Genomic DNA, 17,153 nt, shown 5'->3' with positions numbered 1-17,153 from the left:
GGACCAGGAACGACATGAACTACATCTCCACGCGCGGCGCCGGCATCGGCGAGCGCCATACGTTCTCCGACATCCTGCTCGGCGGTCTCGCGAAGGACGGCGGGCTGTACCTGCCGGCCGAGTATCCGAAGGTGTCGGCCGACGAACTCGCGCGCTGGCGCGCGCTGCCGTACGCGGATCTCGCATTCGAGATCCTGTCGAAGTTCTGCGACGACGTGCCGGCCGACGACCTGCGCGCGATCACGCGCCGCACGTATACGGCCGCCGTGTACAGCAACACGCGCCATGGCGAGAACGCGTCCGACATCACGCCGCTGAAGACGCTCGGCACCGAGAACGGCACCGCGCTGTCGCTGCTCGAACTGTCGAACGGCCCGACGCTCGCGTTCAAGGACATGGCGATGCAGCTGCTCGGCAACCTGTTCGAGTACACGCTCGCGAAGCACGGCGACGCGCTGAACATTCTCGGCGCGACGTCGGGCGACACGGGCAGCGCGGCCGAATACGCGATGCGCGGCAAGGCCGGCGTGCGCGTGTTCATGCTGTCGCCGCACAAGAAGATGAGCGCGTTCCAGACGGCCCAGATGTTCAGCCTGCAGGATCCGAACATCTTCAACCTCGCGGTCGAAGGCGTGTTCGACGACTGCCAGGACATCGTGAAGGCCGTATCGAACGATCACGCGTTCAAGGCGCAGCAGAAGATCGGCACGGTCAACTCGATCAACTGGGCGCGCGTCGTCGCGCAGGTCGTGTACTACTTCAAGGGCTATTTCGCGGCGACGCAGTCCAATGAAGAGCGCGTGTCGTTCACGGTGCCGTCGGGCAACTTCGGCAATGTCTGCGCGGGCCACATCGCGCGGATGATGGGCCTGCCGATCGCGAAGCTCGTGGTCGCGACCAACGAGAACGACGTGCTCGACGAGTTCTTCCGCACCGGCGCCTATCGCGTGCGCAGCGCGGAGAACACGTATCACACGAGCAGCCCGAGCATGGACATCTCGAAGGCGTCGAACTTCGAACGCTTCGTGTTCGACCTGCTCGGCCGCGATCCGGCGCGCGTGATGCAGCTGTTCCGCGACGTCGAGGAGAAGGGCGGTTTCGACCTCGCGGCGAGCGGCGATTTCGCGCGCGTGGCCGAGTTCGGCTTCGTGTCGGGCCGCAGCAGCCACACCGACCGCATCGCGACGATCCGCGACGTGTTCTCGCGCTACGACACGATGATCGATACGCACACGGCCGACGGCGTGAAGGTCGCGCGCGAGCATCTCGACGCGGGCGTGCCGATGGTCGTGCTCGAGACGGCCCAGCCGATCAAGTTCGGCGAGACGATCCGCGAAGCGCTCGATCGCGAAGCCGAGCGGCCGGCCGCATTCGACGGGCTCGAGGCGCTGCCGCAGCGTTTCGAGGTCGTGAAGGCCGACGCGCAACAGGTGAAGGACTTCATCGCCGCGCATACGGGCGCGTAACGCAGCGCCGGGCTGCCGGGCTCACACCCGGCGGCACAGGACGGCCGGAATGCCGATTCGTCGCACGGATCGGGGTTCCGGCCGTTTCATTTGGTGGCGGCCGCGCGGAGGTCGTCCGATGCCGCGTGAAACCAGTGTCAGTGCCGCGCGTTCGCGCCGATCACAGTTGTCGCATGTCCGCCATATCGCACGTGCGCGCGACGGCGTCGCTACAATGACGTATTGACTCCAACGATCCCCGATTCCCTCGATGTCGAACCCGAATTCCGTGGCGCCGCGCGCGCCGATGCTGTCGACCGCGGAAGCGCTCGCCGCGCTGCTCGATGCCGCGAAGCCGCTGCCCGGCGCCGAAGCCGTCGCCGCGCTCGATGCGCTCGGCCGCGTGCTGGCAGCCGACGTGAGCTCGCCGCTCGACGTGCCGCCGATGCATACGAGCGCGATGGACGGCTATGCGGTGCGGGTCGCCGACCTGATGCACGGCGATCGGCGCCTGCCGGTGTCGCAGCGGATCCCGGCCGGCCATCCGGCCGCGCCGCTCGCGGCGGGCACGGCCGCCCGGATCTTCACCGGTGCGACGGTGCCGCCCGGCGCCGACGCCGTCGTGATGCAGGAACAGGCGTCGGCCGACGGCGACGCGGTCGAGATCCTGCATACGCCGAAGGCCGGTGAATGGATCACCGCACAGGGCGCGGACATCCGCCAGGGTTCGGTGATCCTGCCGGCCGGCACGCGACTCACGCCGCAGGCGCTCGGCCTGGCCGCGTCGGTCGGCTGCGCGCGGCTGTCGGTCGCGCGGCGGCCGCGGGTCGCGGTGTTCTTCACCGGCGACGAACTGACGATGCCGGGCGAGCCGCTGAAGCCCGGCGCGATCTACAACTCGAACCGCTTCACGCTGCGCGGGCTGCTGGAGCGGCTCGGCTGCCACGTGACCGACTACGGGATCGTGCCCGACTCGCTCGCCGCGACCCGCGACACGCTGCGCGAGGCCGCGCGCGATCACGACGTGATCCTGACGAGCGGCGGCGTATCGGTCGGCGATGAGGATCACGTGAAGCCGGCCGTCGAGGCTGAAGGGCGGCTCTCGCTGTGGCAGATCGCGATGAAGCCCGGCAAGCCGCTCGCGTTCGGCGCGGTGCGCCGCGGCGACGAGCGTCCCGACGCACACTTCATCGGGCTGCCGGGCAACCCCGTGTCGAGCTTCGTCACGTTCCTGCTGTTCGTGCGGCCGTTCCTGCTGCGCCTGTCCGGCGTGCGCGACGTCGCGCCGCGCGCGCTGTCGCTGCGGGCGGATTTCTCGCAAAGCAAGGGCGACCGGCGCAACGAATTCCTGCGCGCGCGCGTCAATGCGGCCGGCGGCCTCGATCTGTTCCCGAACCAGAGTTCGGCGGTGCTGACGTCGACGGTCTGGGGCGATGGCCTGATCGACAATCCGCCGCAGCACGCGATCAGCGCGGGCGAGACCGTGCGTTTCATTCCGTTTTCCGAACTGCTGTCGTAACGCGACGGCTTCCCGACCTATGAAGATTCAGCTGAAATTCTTTGCAAGCGTGCGCGAGGCGCTGGGCGTATCCGACGAGCAGGCCGACGTGCCCGACGGCGTGACGACCGTCGGCGACGTGCGCGCATGGCTGCGCCTGCGCGGCGGCGCGTGGGCCGAGACGCTCGCCGAAGGGCGCGCGTTGCGCATGGCGTGCAATCACGAAATGACCGACCCCGACACGCGGCTCACCGACGGCTGCGAGGTCGCGTTTTTTCCGCCGGTGACGGGCGGTTGAGGGTGTGTCATGGCAACGATCCGAATCCAGACCGACGATTTCGACCTGAACGCCGAAGTGGCGGCATTGCGCGCGCGTAACCCGAAAATCGGCGCGGTCGCGTGTTTCGTCGGCACCGTGCGTGACCTGAACGAAGGCGATTCGGTCGCCGCGATGGAGCTCGAGCACTATCCGGGGATGACCGAGAAGGCGCTCGAGAAGATCGCCGCCGAGGCCGGCCGGCGCTGGCCCGGCATCGACGTCGCGATCGTGCATCGCGTCGGCCGGCTGCTGCCGCTCGACCAGATCGTGATGGTCGCCACCGTCGCGTCGCACCGCGGCGACGCGTTCGCGTCGTGCGAGTTCGTGATGGATTACCTGAAGACCGAGGCGCCGTTCTGGAAAAAGGAAACGACGCCGGACGGCGAACGCTGGGTCGATGCGCGCAGCGCCGACGATGCGGCGCTCGCGCGCTGGGGCGTCGAATCGGGTAACACGCGGCGCTGAGTGCGGCATTCGCGTCGTGCGGCATTGTGTCGCGGGCGCTCCAGCGCTCCGGCGTTCAAGCGCCGCGAATCGCCGTATCAGGCGTCCGGATCGACGCCGCGCCCGATGATCTTCGTCGGAAACGGCTCGCCGCGGGGGCGCGACGGTAGCGCGTGAGGATCATCGCCCGCGTCCCGGCGGCGCGGCGCGACCGCATCGAGCAGCGCCTGCTGCTCGGGCGGAATCTGATAGTCCCAGCCGAAGCGGCTCAGCTGCAGGCTCTGCGCGATCCGCAGCGCGGGTTCCATGAAGCGGATCGCCGCGGGCGGCGTGTAGCGCCCCTCGACGGTCTTCAGGAACAGCGACAGCCAGCGGCTGAAATGCGCGGGCTCGATCCCGTCGAGCGGCTGGTGCGCCTGCTGCACGTTGCCGCGATAGCCTTTGGTGCCGAGCACGAGGCTCGACCAGAAGCTGACCATCTTCGGCAGATGGTCGTCCCAGCGGCCCTCCAGCTTCGCGTCGAACACGGGCCCGAGCAGCGGATCGGCGCGCACGCGGTCGTAGAACGCGTACACGAGGTCGCGGATATTGTCTTCGGTCGGTTCGGCGTCGCGGGGGCGGGCCGGCGCGGTATCGGGCGAGGCGGGCAGGGCAGTCATCGCAAAAAGGGCCGGAAAAATCGGGGCGTTGGCGGAGCCCGTTGGCGCGGCAGCGCAGGGAATGCGCAGGACGCCGGGCGGATTTTGACGCAAAATAGCGTCGACCATTGCCTGAAAAATGCGTGGATTCCATGCATCTTATTGCGCGCAGGCCATCCCGGCAACCCGGCGCCTTCAGGCGCGCCCGCCGGCCGGTCCGGCGCGCGCCGATCGACCTGGTCCGCATGATCGGGGCACGATCGATCATTTTCCGTATCCGCTCATGAGACTCACCGACTACACCGACTACTCGCTGCGCGTCATGCTGTATCTTGCCGTGCGTGGCGAGGGGCTCGCGACGATCCAGGAGATCTCGGACGCCTACGGCATCTCCAAGAACCATCTGATGAAGGTCGTCCAGCAGCTCGGCGAGCTCGGCTGGGTCGATACCGTCCGCGGCCGCAACGGCGGGCTGCGACTGTTCCCCGACTCGCTGAAGCTGACGGTCGGGCAGGTGGTGCGCGCGACCGAGAACGATTTCGCGCTGGTCGGCTGCTTTTCGGCCGACGGCGGCGAGTCGCGCGGCTGCGTGATCGAGCCGCAGTGCCGCCTGAAGGGCGTGCTGGCGGCCGCGCGCGATGCGTTCTTCGCCGAACTCGACGGCCACACGCTCGGCGAACTGGCCGAACCCGCGTCGCCGCTCGCCACTCTGCTGGGCATTCGCCCGATTGCGCTCGTGCGTGCCGAGCCGTCCGGGGATGACGCGCTGGCGTCCGTGGTGGCGCCGTCGAAGGCCGGCTGACACGCCGGCGTTACCCCGCATCCCGCTGCCCTGTGCCCGCAGGCCGCTCCATGTGTTTTTTGCGCTGAATCAACCCGAATTTCGCTTGAAACCCGCATAACCATCCTCATCTTGGTGTTAATCGAAAATTGGAGGTCTCGACTAAATGAGAATCGACAAGCTCACCACCAAGTTCCAGGAAGCACTGGCAGACGCGCAAAGCCTCGCGGCAGGCCGCGACAATCAATACATCGAACCCGTTCACGTGCTGGCGGCGCTGGTCGCGCAGCACGACGGCTCCGCCCGCTCGCTGATGTCGCGCGCGGGCGTTCACGTGCAGGCGCTGCAAGGCGCGCTGAACGAGGCCATTTCGCGCCTGCCGCAAGTGACGGGCACGGGCGGCGACATCCAGATCGGCCGTGAGTTGGCCGGGCTGCTGAACCAGGCCGACAAGGAAGCGCAGAAGCTCAACGACACGTTCATCGCGAGCGAGATGTTCCTGCTCGCCGTGTCCGACGACAAGGGCGAAGCCGGCAAGCTCGCGCGCCAGCACGGCCTGTCGCGCAAGTCGCTCGAAGCCGCGATCGCCGCGGTGCGCGGCGGCTCGCAGGTGCACAGCCAGGATGCCGAAAGCCAGCGCGAGGCGCTGAAGAAATACACGGTCGACCTGACCGAGCGCGCCCGTGCGGGCAAGCTCGACCCGGTGATCGGCCGCGACGACGAAATCCGCCGCTCGATCCAGATCCTGCAGCGCCGCACCAAGAACAACCCGGTGCTGATCGGCGAGCCGGGCGTGGGCAAGACCGCGATCGTCGAAGGGCTCGCGCAGCGGATCGTCAACGGCGAAGTGCCCGAGACGCTGAAGGGCAAGCGCGTGCTGTCGCTCGACATGGCCGCGCTGCTCGCCGGCGCGAAGTATCGCGGCGAGTTCGAGGAGCGCCTGAAGGCCGTGCTCAACGACATCGCGAAGGACGAAGGCCAGACGATCGTGTTCATCGACGAGATCCACACGATGGTCGGCGCCGGCAAGGCCGAAGGCGCGATGGACGCGGGCAACATGCTGAAGCCGGCACTGTCGCGCGGCGAGCTGCACTGCATCGGCGCGACCACGCTCGACGAATACCGCAAGTACATCGAGAAGGACGCCGCGCTCGAGCGCCGCTTCCAGAAGGTGCTCGTCGACGAGCCGAGCGTCGAGGCGACGATCGCGATCCTGCGCGGGCTGCAGGAGAAGTACGAACTGCACCACGGCGTCGACATCACCGACCCGGCGATCGTCGCCGCGGCCGAGCTGTCGCACCGCTACATCACCGACCGTTTCCTGCCGGACAAGGCGATCGACCTGATCGACGAGGCTGCGTCGAAGATCAAGATGGAAATCGATTCGAAGCCCGAAGAGATGGACAAGCTCGACCGTCGTCTGATCCAGCTGAAGATCGAGCGCGAGGCCGTGAAGAAGGAGCAGGACGAAGCGTCGCAGAAGCGCCTGCAGCTGATCGAGGAAGAGATCGATCGTCTCGGCCGCGAATATGCGGACCTCGAAGAGATCTGGACCGCCGAGAAGGCCGCGGTGCAGGGCAGCGCGCAGCTCAAGGAAGAGATCGAGAAGGTGCGCGCCGACATCGTGCGCCTGCAGCGTGAAGGCAAGCTGGAGAAGGTCGCCGAACTGCAGTACGGCAAGCTGCCGCAACTCGAGTCGCAGCTGAAGCAGGTCACGCAGGCCGAAGAGCAGGAGCAGCACAACCCGACGCGTCCGCGTCTGCTGCGCACGCAGGTCGGCGCGGAAGAAATCGCGGAAGTCGTGTCGCGCGCAACCGGGATTCCGGTGTCGCGGATGATGCAGGGCGAACGCGAGAAGCTGCTGCACATCGAGGAAAAGCTGCACGAGCGCGTGGTCGGCCAGGACGAGGCGATCAGCGCGGTCGCGGATGCGATCCGTCGTTCGCGCGCGGGTCTCGCCGATCCGAACCGTCCGTACGGCTCGTTCCTGTTCCTCGGCCCGACGGGTGTCGGCAAGACCGAGCTGTGCAAGGCGCTGGCGTCGTTCCTGTTCGATTCTGAAGAGCACCTGATCCGCATCGACATGAGCGAGTTCATGGAGAAGCACAGCGTCGCGCGGCTGATCGGCGCGCCGCCGGGCTATGTCGGCTACGAGGAAGGCGGCTACCTGACGGAAGCCGTGCGCCGCAAGCCGTACAGCGTGATCCTGCTCGACGAGATCGAGAAGGCGCATCCGGATGTGTTCAACGTGCTGCTGCAGGTGCTCGACGACGGTCGCATGACCGACGGGCAGGGGCGTACGGTCGACTTCAAGAACACGGTGATCGTGATGACGTCGAACCTCGGCTCGCAGGTGATCCAGGCGATGACGGGCGCGCCGCAGGAAGAGATCAAGGACGCCGTGTGGATCGAGGTGAAACAGCACTTCCGTCCGGAGTTCCTGAACCGGATCGACGACGTCGTCGTGTTCCACGCGCTCGATCGCAGCAACATCGAATCGATCGCGAAGATCCAGCTCGCACGCCTGCACGACCGGCTCGCGAAGCTCGACATGGCGCTCGACGTGTCGCCGGCGGCGCTCGAACAGATCGCGAAGGTCGGCTACGACCCGGTGTTCGGTGCGCGGCCGCTGAAGCGCGCGATTCAGCAGGAGATCGAGAACCCGGTCGCGAAGCTGATCCTCGCGGGCCGCTTCGGCCCGAAGGACGTGATCCCGGTCGACGTCCACGACGGCGAGTTCATGTTCGACCGCGTCGTGCACTGAGCGTCGCTGATCGGCCGCCCGCCCCCCGCCCGGTTCGCGCCGGGCGCGCAAAAACAAACACCCCGCTCAGGCGGGGTGTTTGCATATGGAGCGGCCGAAACCGCTGCCGGGGCCGTCAACCGGTGCGGTGCGGGCTCAGGCCGGCTTGTTGCCGCCGAACATGCCGGCGAGCTGCGTGAGCGTGCCGAGCACGTTCGACGTATCGACCTGGCCGCCGGCCGGCACTTCGCCGTTCGGCGTCGCGCCGTTGACGATGTGCGGCAGCACCTGCGCGAGGATCGACGAGGCTTGCGACGGATCGATGCCGACCTTGGTCGCGAGCGCGCCGACGACGTCGGAGCCGAGCACGTTCTGCAGCGTATCGCCCGAGATCGGCTGGTTTTCGCCGGTGCCGACCCACGAGCCGATGATCTCGCCGGCGCCGCCGGCCTTGAACTTCTCGATCAGGCCGTTCAGGCCGCCCGGCTGGTTGTTGATGAATTCGAGCGCGGTCGTGATGAGCGCGCTTTGCGAGTTGCCGCCGGCCTGGCCGCCGATCAGACCGCCAACGATGTCGAGGAGACCCATGGTTCTTCACCTTCACTGAAAAGGGCGCCGCAGCAACGGCGCCCGTTGATCGAAAGCCGCGCGCACGCCGTCGCGCGCGCGACGCACATCAGGCGCCCGACGCCGCGGCGGCGGAGGCTGCCTTGTCCTTCTTGCTCTTCTTCTTCGAACCCTTGGTCGCCTTCGTGGACGACGCCGCGGCCGGCGCGCTCGCGCCCGCGCCTGCATCGGCGGATGCCGCCGCGGCTGCGGCCGCCTTCTCCTTCTTCGATGCGCGCTTGCTCTTGGCCGGCTTGGCCGCCGCTTCCGGCGCGCTGGCGGCCGGTGCGGTTGCCGTCGTGCCGGTCGTCGTGGTCGTCGGCGTCGATGCGGTGCCTGCCGACGTCGTGGCCGACGTGGTTGCCGACGTCGTCGCGGCCGGCTTCGACAGCTTCACGCCCTTCGGCGGCGTCGACGAGCCGCCGATCGTCAGGCCGTTTTCCTCGAGATGCCCGACCGACTTCGTGCCGAGACCCTTCACGCGGTTCGCGAGATCGTCCGCGTCCTTGAACGGGCCGTTCTTGGTGCGTTCGTCGATGATCGCCTTCGACTTCACGGGCCCGAGCCCCTTCACCGCTTCGAGCGCGGCCTGATCGGCCGTGTTGACTTCGACGGCCGCGGCGAGGCCGGCGGCAAGCGACAGCGACAGCGCGACGAACAGCATCAGCAGCTTTTTCAGCATGGCAAGGGCTCCCTGGTTCTGACGGATGAATGGGCGTTGCAACGGACGACTGGACGAGGCCCGGCCGGGCGTCGCCGTTAAGCATAGGACAAATGCGTGCCCTTTTTAAGACAGGCTATGACCGAATCTTGCTGAAGGCTTGCGCCGCTGTAAAGACGGAAAGCGGCGCCGGGCAGCGGTTTTGACCATTCTTTACGGTGTCCGAGATGTTGTCCGCGGCGCGGACTGCAAATTATTTGATATGGCCGTGCGACGATGCTTGACTTAGAGTGAACTCTAACTCCTAACCTTGTTCCTGCCATGTCGAAAACCGTATCCAAACCTTCCGCCGCCGGTCCGCTGACGATCGGGCAAGTCGCCGAACTGACCGGCGTGTCGACGCATACGTTGCGGTATTACGAGCAGGCCGGCCTGCTGCGCGCGATTTCGCGCACGGCGGCCGGGCACCGGCTCTATGCGCCGGCCGACCTTGACTGGCTCGCCTTCGTGATGCGCCTGAAGGCGACCGGCATGCCGATCGCACAGATGCAGCAGTTCGCGGCGTTGCGGGCCCAAGGCGAGTCGACGTTCGGTGAGCGGCGGCGGTTGCTGTCCGCGCATCGCGATGCGGTGCGCGCGCACATTGCCGAGCTGCAGGCGAGCCTCGACGCGATCGGCGACAAGATCGCGTACTACGAGACTCAGGAACGCGAGACGGAACGACGGGCGAAACCTACTCATTCACTCTCTGAACAGGACGGACACCATGGAACGACTCGTTGAAGACCGCTATACGCGTGGCTGGAACAAGCTGAAGGAAATCGACGGCGAAGCGGGCGAACGCGTGGTCGCGGCGCTCGCGCCGATCGCGCCCGACTTCGGGCGGCTGCTCGTCGAGTTCAGCTTCGGCGACATCTACAGCCGGCCGCAGCTCGACCTGAAAGCGCGCGAGATTGCGACGATCGCCGCGCTGGCTGCGCTCGGCAATGCGCAGCCGCAACTGAAGGTGCATATCGAGGGCGCGCTGAACGTCGGCTGCACGCGCGAAGAGATCGTCGAGGTGTTCATGCAGATGGCCGTCTACGCAGGATTCCCGGCCGCCCTGAACGCATTGTTCGCCGCGCACGAGGTGTTCACGCGGCGTGATGAAGCGCTCGGCCGGGACGGCGCCGAAACCGAAGCGGCCGCGCACACGGCGTGATGCAAAGCGTGCCGATGCGTCGCAGGCATCAGATGCGGTGCGGCGCGACGATCCGGTGCTTGGCGATTCGCCGGTACAGCGTCGCGCGCGAGATGCCGAGCGCCTTCGCGGCCGCATCGGGCCGCCAGCGATGCGCGGTGAGTGCCGCGACGATGCGGCCGCGTTCGTCGTCCGGCAGTGCGCCGGCCGGACCGGCACCGAGCTGCGCGGCGAGATCGGCCGGCAGGTCGCGCCGCGTCACGCACGCGGCGTCGCATACCGCGCACGCATAGCGCAGCACGTTGCGCAGCTGGCGCACGTTGCCGGGCCACGGATACGCGGCGAGCTGCGCGGCGAGCGTCGGGTCGAGCGTGAGCACGTGGCCGGTCGCCTGCGCCTCCTCGGCGAACACGGTGGCGATCACGTCGCCCACGTCCGCGCGCTCGCGCAGCGGCGGCAGCTCGAACGTCGCGCCGCTCAACCGGTAATACAGGTCCTCGCGGAACGTGCCGTCGGCCACCATCCGCGCGAGATCGCGGTGGGTCGCGCAGATCACGTCGAGATCCACGCGCACGGGTGTGTCGCTGCCGAGCGGCACGACTTCGCCGTCGGCGAGCACGCGCAGCAGGCGCGTTTGCAACGTGAGCGGCATGTCGCCGATTTCGTCGAGGAACAGCGTGCCGCCGTCGGCGAGCGCGATCTTGCCGCGCGCGCCGTGCTTGCGCGCGCCGGTGAACGCACCGGCCGCGTAGCCGAACAGCTCGCTTTCGATCAGTGTCTCGGGCAGTGCGCCGCAGTTGACCGCGACGAACGGCCGCGCACGCCGCGCGCCGGCGTCGTGGATCGCGCGGGCGAACACTTCCTTTCCCGCGCCGGTTTCGCCGAGCACGAGGATCGGCAGCCGCTTGCTTGCGACCCGCAGCGCGAGTTCGGCCTGCTGCGCGACGCGCGTGTCGCTGCTGTGCAGGAACGGTGTCAGCGCGCCGACGTGGCGCTGCGCGGTGCCGGGTCGGCGGGAGGCCGGGGCGGCCCGTGCCGTGCCGGTTTCGCGGCCCGCACGCCGTAACGGGGCACGCAGTCGCGCATAGAGCGGCGCGCCGGTCGCGCGCAGCCGCAGCGCGACGATCGCATCGAGCCGCGCGGCGTCGCGCAGCGGCATCTCGGTCGCATCGAAGATCTCGTCGATATGGCGCGGTTCGCGCAGCGCCGGCAGCGCGTCGCGCGCGTGCCGGTTCGCGGCGACGATATTGCCGCATTCGTCGAACGCGATCAGCCATTCGGGCTGTGCCTCGACGTAGTGACGGTTCGGATGCCCGAACAATATCCAGTGCTGCGCGGTGCTGTGCACGAAATAGCCGTCCTCGATCAGCGCCGCGCTCTGCCGCACGAGCTGGTACACGAGGCGCTGGCTGTCGCGGCCGTCGGGCGACTGGACGGCCGACGCGTCGAGCACGCCGATCAGTTCGCCGCCCGGCGAGAAGATCGGCGCTGCGCTGCAGGTGAGCGTGGTGAACGCCGCGCGGAAGTGGTCGGTCTTGTGTACGGTGATCGGCGCGAGATCGGTCAGCACGCTCGCGACGCCGCACGTGCCTTCCTCGCTTTCCGACCAGCACGAGCCGATGTGCAGCCCCGCATGGCGGAAGTCGTTGCGGCGCTCCCGGTCGATCCGGTAGTCGATCGTCACGCCATGCGCGTCGGTCAGCATCACGCAATAGTCGGCGACCCGAATCATCTCGTGCAGGCGCGTCAGGCACTGGCCCGAGGCGCGCAGGAACGCCTCCTCCTTGTCGCGCACCTCGCGCAGCTCGGCCGCGGTCAGCACGCGCGGGCCGATCGACGACGCGGGGTCGAGCGCGTAGCGCTCGAGCGAGCGCTGCCACGACGACACGAGACGCGCGGAATCGGCCGGTGCGGGCAGGCGCCCGGCGAGCGCGCCGAGCACACGGTCGGCGTGCTGGGCCTGGGGGACGGCATAGGGCATGGTCGGCTCCGGTTCCGTACGGCGGGGATTTCGATGCTCTTGTAGCACATCCGCGGCGGCGGATCACATTGCATCGCAGCACGCGCGCGGCCTGAGACGTTCGTCTCACCGGCATCTCAGCCCGTCTCGCGTAGCTGAGACGGGCAGACCCACACGGCAACACGGTGGCCCGGAGCGCGGCGATGCGTGCCACGCCGCGATGTGCGTGGCTTGCCGGCCCAACGGCAATGACGATCACGGCGCCGAAGTCGCCGTGTCGACAGATACACCACGTGAGACGCACGGCTTGTTTCGCTCCGCTTCGAGCGGGCCGGCCGCAGGTTCGGGTGACCTGCACACCCCGCGGAGCCAGTCTCCACGCGGGTTTCGCGGGCGTTGCACACGCGATGGCACGCCGCTTGCAGATAGGACGGGCAATGCCGGCGCAATCGCGTCGGCGACGACGATCCGCCGCCCTCGATGACGGCGGACGACACATGAAGGCCGGTGCGCGAGCGCCGGTCCACTGGATGGAGACAAGCCCGTGACGACGCCCGTGACCGTCGGCGTGATCGCGAACCCCGCATCGGGGCGCGACATTCGCCGTCTGACGACGCATGCATCCGTGTTCCCGACCGCGGAAAAAGCCAACATGGTCGTGCGCCTGCTTGCTGGCCTCGGCGCGATGGGCGTCGAGCGCGTGCTGACCCTGCGCGACAAGACGGGCATCGCGACGCTGCTGATGCGGGCGCTCGACACGCATCGTGCGCTCGCGCCGCACGAACGCTGGCCCGACGTCGAATTCGTCGACCTGCCGATCTCCGACACGGTTGCCGACACGCACGCCGGCGCGGCCTACATGCGCCGGAGGGAAGTCGCGCTGATCGTCGTGCTCGGCGGCGACGGCACCCATCGCGCGGTCGCCGCGCACTGCGGCGCGACACCGCTCGTCGCGCTGTCCACCGGCACCAACAACGCGTTTCCCGAACATCGCGAGGCGACCGTCGCGGGCATCGCGGCAGGACTGGCCGCGACCGGCGCCGTGCCGGCCGAGATCGCGTTCGTGCGCAACAAGCGGCTCGTCGTGCGCGGCGTGGCGGGCGCGAACGCGGGGCGCGAGGAGATCGCGCTCGTCGACGTGTGCGCGGCACGCCAGCGCTTCATCGGCGCGCGGGCGATCTCAGGGCCCGACGACATCGACACCCTGTACCTGACCTTCGCGGAGCCGGACGGCATCGGCCTGTCCGCGCTCGGCGGCGCGTGGGCGCCGCTCGAGCGCAGCGCGCCGTACGGGCTCGCGATGCGCTTCGCCGCCGACGGCAACGCTGCCGGCACGCCGCTCGTCGCGCCGATCGCCCCCGGCCGCGTCGATCGCGTCGTGATGCGCAGCTGCGAGCGGCTCGAACAGGGGGCGTGGCAGACGATCCCGTTCCAGCGCGGCACGCTCGCGTTCGACGGCGAGCGCGAGCTCGAGGTCGCGCGCGGCGATCGCTACGAGATCGCGCTCGACTGGCGCGGGCCGCTGACCGTCGATGTGGGCCGCACGCTGCGGTACGCGTCGTCGCGTCAGGTGTTGCGCGCCGCCGGCGCATGGCGCGACTGACGGCAGCTTCACGTTTCACCGACGGCCGCAGGCCGTGCAATCCGTCGCCGGGGCGTTGCCGCGGCGGCATTCGCAGTCAGACCTACCAGGAGACACACATGACCGTTTCGACACAGCTCAGCAGGGACAAGCTGCTGGACGCCTACCGGCTGATGCGCACGATCCGCGAATTCGAGGAACGTCTGCACGTCGAGTTCGCGACCGGCGAAATCCCCGGCTTCGTCCACCTCTATGCGGGCGAGGAGGCATCCGCGGTCGGCACGATGCTGCACCTCGGTCTCGAGGACTACGTCGCGACCACGCACCGCGGGCACGGCCACTGCATCGCGAAAGGCGTCGACGTGCACGGGATGATGGCCGAGATCTACGGCAAGAAGACGGGCGTCTGCCGCGGCAAGGGCGGCTCGATGCATATCGCCGACCTGTCGATGGGGATGCTCGGCGCGAACGGGATCGTCGGCGCGGGCGGCCCGCTCGTGTGCGGCGCGGCGCTCGCGGCCAAGCACAAGAAGACCGGCGGGGTCGGCGTGTGCTTCTTCGGCGACGGCGCGTCGAACCAGGGCGTGATCTTCGAATCGATGAACCTCGCGTCGGTGTGGCGGCTGCCGGCGATCTTCGTGGCCGAAAACAACGGCTATGCGGAGGCGACGGCGTCGAGCTGGTCGGTCGCGACCGACAACATCGCCGATCGCGCGAACGGCTTCGGGATGCCCGGCGTGATCGTCGACGGCTTCGACTTCTTCGCGGTGCACGAGGCGCTCGGCGAGGCGGTCGCACGCGCGCGCAGCGGCGGCGGCCCGACGCTCGTCGAGGTGAAGTTCACGCGCTACTTCGGCCACTTCGAAGGCGATGCGCAGACCTATCGCGCGCCGGGCGAAGTGCAGAAGCTGCGCGACGAGAAGGACTGCCTGAAGCATTTCGAAACGCGCGTCGTGCGCGCCGAAGCGCTGACGACCGACGAGTTGCGTGCCGTCGATGCCCAGGTGAAGACGCTGATCGACGATGCGGTCGCGCAGGCGAAGGCCGCGCCGCTGCCCGATGCGGCCGACCTGCTGGCCGACGTGTACGTGTCGTACCCGTGAATGCGATGTGACACGGCAGCCCTCGGCTGGCGGCCGGCACGGCGAACCGAATATCCCAGGAGACAGACATGGCAAGGAAGATCACTTATTCGCAGGCGATCAACGAGGCGCTCGCGCAGGAAATGGCGCGCGACGACAGCGTGATCGTGATGGGCGAGGACAATGCAGGCGGCGCGGGCGCGCCGGGCGAGGACGACGCGTGGGGCGGCGTGCTCGGCGTGACGAAGGGGCTGTTCCACAAGTTTCCGGGGCGCGTCCTCGACACGCCGCTGTCGGAGGGCGGCTACATCGGCACGGCGGTCGGTGCGGCCGCATGCGGGATGCGGCCCGTCGCGGAACTGATGTTCATCGATTTCATGGGCGTGTGCTTCGACCAGATCTTCAACCAGGCCGCGAAATTCCGCTACATGTTCGGCGGCAAGGCCGTGACGCCGGTCGTGATCCGCGCGATGTACGGCGCCGGTCTGCGCGCGGCCGCGCAGCATTCGCAGATGCTCACGTCGCTGTTTACGCACATCCCGGGGCTGAAGGTCGTGTGCCCGGCGACGCCGTATGACGCGAAGGGGCTGCTGATCCAGGCGATCCGCGACGACGATCCCGTGATCTTCCTCGAACACAAGCTGCTCTATACGCGGGAAGGCGACGTGCCTGAGGAATCCTATGCGATTCCGTTCGGCGAGGCGAGCGTCGTGCGCGAAGGCGACGACGCGACGATCGTCACGTACGGCCGGATGGTGCATCTCGCGACCGACGCGGCCGCGAAGCTCGCGAAGGACGGCATCCACGTCGACGTGATCGACCTGCGCACGACGTCGCCGCTCGACGAGGAAACGATCCTCGAAAGCGCGGCGCGCACCGGCCGCGTGGTGGTCGTCGACGAGGCGAACCCGCGCTGCTCGATCGCGACCGACATCGCCGCGCTCGTCGCGCAGCGCGCGTTCCGGACGCTCAAGGCGCCGATCGAGCTCGTGACCGCGCCGCACACGCCCACGCCATTCGCCGGCGTGCTGGAAGACCTGTATATCCCGTCCGCCGATGCGATCGCGCAGGCGGTACTGAAGACGAGGAGCTGACACGATGTCGATTCACATGATCACGATGCCCAAGTGGGGGCTGTCGATGGAGCAGGGGCAGGTCAACGGCTGGCTGAAGGCAATCGGCGAGCGCGTGACGAAGGGCGACGAAGTGCTCGACGTCGAGACCGACAAGATCTCGTCGGGCGTCGAGTGCGCGTTCGACGGCACGCTGCGCCGGCAGGTCGCGCAGGAAGGCGAGACGCTGCCGGTCGGTGCGCTGCTCGGCGTGGTGGCGGCGGCCGACGCGAGCGATGCCGACATCGATGCGGCGATCGCCGAATTCCAGCGCGATTTCACGCCGAGCGCGGCCGCTGACGACGCCGGCGGCCCGCAGCCCGAGAAGGCGCAGATCGGCGGGCGCACGATCCGGTTCCTGAAGCTGGGCGACGGCACGGGCACGCCTGCCGTGCTGATCCACGGCTTCGGCGGCGATCTGAACAACTGGCTGTTCAACCATGCGGAACTCGCCGCGCACCGACCCGTGTGGGCGCTCGATCTGCCCGGGCACGGCGAGTCGGCCAAGGCGGTCGACACCGGCAGCCTCGACGAATTGGCCGACGCGGTGCTCGCGCTGCTCGACGCGCAGCATATCGACCGCGCGCACCTGATCGGCCATTCGATGGGCGGCGCGGTCGCGATGGCGGCAGCCGAGCGTGCGCCGCAACGCGTGGCGTCGCTGACGCTAATCGCGAGCGCCGGGCTCGGCGCCGACATCAACCGCGGCTACATCGACGGCTTCGTCGCCGGCAACAGCCGCAATACGCTGAAGCCGCACCTCGGTGCGCTGTTCGCGGATCACGCGCTCGTCACGCGGCAACTGGTCGAGGATCTCGTCAAGTACAAGCGCCTCGAAGGCGTGCAGGCCGCGCTGGAGAAGATCGCGAACGCTGCGTTCGACGGCGCGGCCCAGCGGCGCGTGTTCCGCGATCGCGTCGCGTCGCTCGCGCCGCGCACGCTCGTGATCTGGGGCGAGCGCGACGAGGTGATTCCCGCGCAGCATGCGCAGGGCTTGCCGGATGGCGTGCGGGCCGAGGTGATCGCGGGCAGCGGTCACATGGTGCAGATGGAGGCGGCTGCCGACGTGAACCGCCTGATCGTCGCGTTTCTCGGAGACTGA

Annotated in this window: 16 protein-coding genes; 12 read left to right on the top strand and 4 right to left on the bottom strand. The window is 68.4% G+C overall.

From position 1 onward, the window contains the following. Positions 1–14 precede the first annotated feature (14 nt). From thrC to BAMB_RS09000, 4 genes are all read left to right on the top strand, one after another. Positions 15–1,466 (top strand): threonine synthase, encoded by a 1,452-nt coding sequence (thrC, locus tag BAMB_RS09015; protein WP_011657052.1) that lies wholly within the window; start codon positions 15–17, stop codon positions 1,464–1,466. Positions 1,467–1,716: 250 nt separating this feature from the next. Then, positions 1,717–2,964: a molybdopterin molybdotransferase MoeA gene (locus tag BAMB_RS09010; RefSeq protein ID WP_011657051.1), complete on the top strand. Its 1,248-nt coding sequence runs from the start codon at positions 1,717–1,719 to the stop codon at positions 2,962–2,964. A gap of 19 nt (positions 2,965–2,983) precedes the next feature. Continuing rightward, entirely contained in the window at positions 2,984–3,241 is a 258-nt protein-coding gene (gene moaD, locus BAMB_RS09005; protein WP_006758354.1) for a molybdopterin converting factor subunit 1, read from the top strand. A gap of 9 nt (positions 3,242–3,250) precedes the next feature. Further along, a complete protein-coding gene (locus BAMB_RS09000; RefSeq protein WP_011657050.1) occupies positions 3,251–3,727 on the top strand; it encodes a molybdenum cofactor biosynthesis protein MoaE in 477 nt (158 codons plus the stop codon). Positions 3,728–3,804: 77 nt separating this feature from the next. Here BAMB_RS09000 and BAMB_RS08995 read toward each other — a convergent pair whose 3' ends face one another. After that, positions 3,805–4,365 carry a group III truncated hemoglobin gene (locus tag BAMB_RS08995; protein WP_011657049.1) on the bottom strand — a complete coding sequence of 187 codons (561 nt, stop codon included), beginning with the start codon at positions 4,363–4,365 and terminating at the stop codon, positions 3,805–3,807. A gap of 262 nt (positions 4,366–4,627) precedes the next feature. Here BAMB_RS08995 and BAMB_RS08990 point away from each other — a divergent pair, with 262 nt between their 5' ends. Continuing rightward, positions 4,628–5,146, top strand: a complete 519-nt coding sequence (locus BAMB_RS08990) for an Rrf2 family transcriptional regulator (RefSeq protein WP_006755403.1) — start codon at positions 4,628–4,630, stop codon at positions 5,144–5,146. A gap of 145 nt (positions 5,147–5,291) precedes the next feature. Continuing rightward, positions 5,292–7,889, top strand: a complete 2,598-nt coding sequence (gene clpB / locus BAMB_RS08985; RefSeq protein WP_011657048.1) for an ATP-dependent chaperone ClpB — start codon at positions 5,292–5,294, stop codon at positions 7,887–7,889. Positions 7,890–8,024: 135 nt separating this feature from the next. Here clpB and BAMB_RS08980 read toward each other — a convergent pair whose 3' ends face one another. Continuing rightward, positions 8,025–8,456, bottom strand: a complete 432-nt coding sequence (locus BAMB_RS08980; RefSeq protein WP_011657047.1) for a YidB family protein — start codon at positions 8,454–8,456, stop codon at positions 8,025–8,027. A gap of 88 nt (positions 8,457–8,544) precedes the next feature. Continuing rightward, the gene (locus BAMB_RS08975; protein ID WP_011657046.1) at positions 8,545–9,156 is read right to left on the bottom strand and encodes a ComEA family DNA-binding protein; all 612 of its coding nucleotides are present in this window, start codon (positions 9,154–9,156) and stop codon (positions 8,545–8,547) included. 300 nt (positions 9,157–9,456) lie between these two features. Between BAMB_RS08975 and BAMB_RS08970 the strand changes: the two genes are divergently transcribed. Both BAMB_RS08970 and BAMB_RS08965 read left to right on the top strand, forming a co-directional pair. Beyond that, a complete protein-coding gene (locus BAMB_RS08970) occupies positions 9,457–9,918 on the top strand; it encodes a MerR family transcriptional regulator (protein WP_011657045.1) in 462 nt (153 codons plus the stop codon). Next, on the top strand, positions 9,902–10,336 hold the full coding sequence (locus BAMB_RS08965; RefSeq protein WP_011657044.1) for a carboxymuconolactone decarboxylase family protein: 435 nt from the start codon (positions 9,902–9,904) through the stop codon (positions 10,334–10,336). The genes BAMB_RS08970 and BAMB_RS08965 overlap by 17 nt, the downstream gene beginning before the upstream one ends. A gap of 28 nt (positions 10,337–10,364) precedes the next feature. Here BAMB_RS08965 and BAMB_RS08960 read toward each other — a convergent pair whose 3' ends face one another. Continuing rightward, positions 10,365–12,296 carry a sigma-54-dependent Fis family transcriptional regulator gene (locus tag BAMB_RS08960; protein ID WP_011657043.1) on the bottom strand — a complete coding sequence of 644 codons (1,932 nt, stop codon included), beginning with the start codon at positions 12,294–12,296 and terminating at the stop codon, positions 10,365–10,367. Positions 12,297–12,819: 523 nt separating this feature from the next. Between BAMB_RS08960 and BAMB_RS08955 the strand changes: the two genes are divergently transcribed. The 4 genes from BAMB_RS08955 (at position 12,820) to BAMB_RS08940 (ending at position 17,153) form a co-directional block, all read left to right on the top strand. Further along, complete coding sequence (locus BAMB_RS08955) at positions 12,820–13,878, top strand: ATP-NAD kinase family protein (protein WP_011657042.1); 1,059 nt, start codon at positions 12,820–12,822, stop codon at positions 13,876–13,878. Between the two features lie 98 nt (positions 13,879–13,976). After that, positions 13,977–14,960, top strand: coding sequence for a thiamine pyrophosphate-dependent dehydrogenase E1 component subunit alpha (locus tag BAMB_RS08950; protein ID WP_011657041.1), 984 nt, complete (start codon positions 13,977–13,979; stop codon positions 14,958–14,960). Positions 14,961–15,028: 68 nt separating this feature from the next. Continuing rightward, positions 15,029–16,033, top strand: coding sequence for an alpha-ketoacid dehydrogenase subunit beta (locus BAMB_RS08945; RefSeq protein WP_011657040.1), 1,005 nt, complete (start codon positions 15,029–15,031; stop codon positions 16,031–16,033). Positions 16,034–16,037: 4 nt separating this feature from the next. Further along, the gene (locus tag BAMB_RS08940) at positions 16,038–17,153 is read left to right on the top strand and encodes an acetoin dehydrogenase dihydrolipoyllysine-residue acetyltransferase subunit (RefSeq protein WP_011657039.1); all 1,116 of its coding nucleotides are present in this window, start codon (positions 16,038–16,040) and stop codon (positions 17,151–17,153) included.

The organism is Burkholderia ambifaria AMMD (assembly GCF_000203915.1).
GTDB classification, from domain to species: domain Bacteria; phylum Pseudomonadota; class Gammaproteobacteria; order Burkholderiales; family Burkholderiaceae; genus Burkholderia; species Burkholderia ambifaria.
Note: the sequence above shows the minus strand (reverse complement) of the source record. Positions and strands in the feature narration are given on the sequence as shown.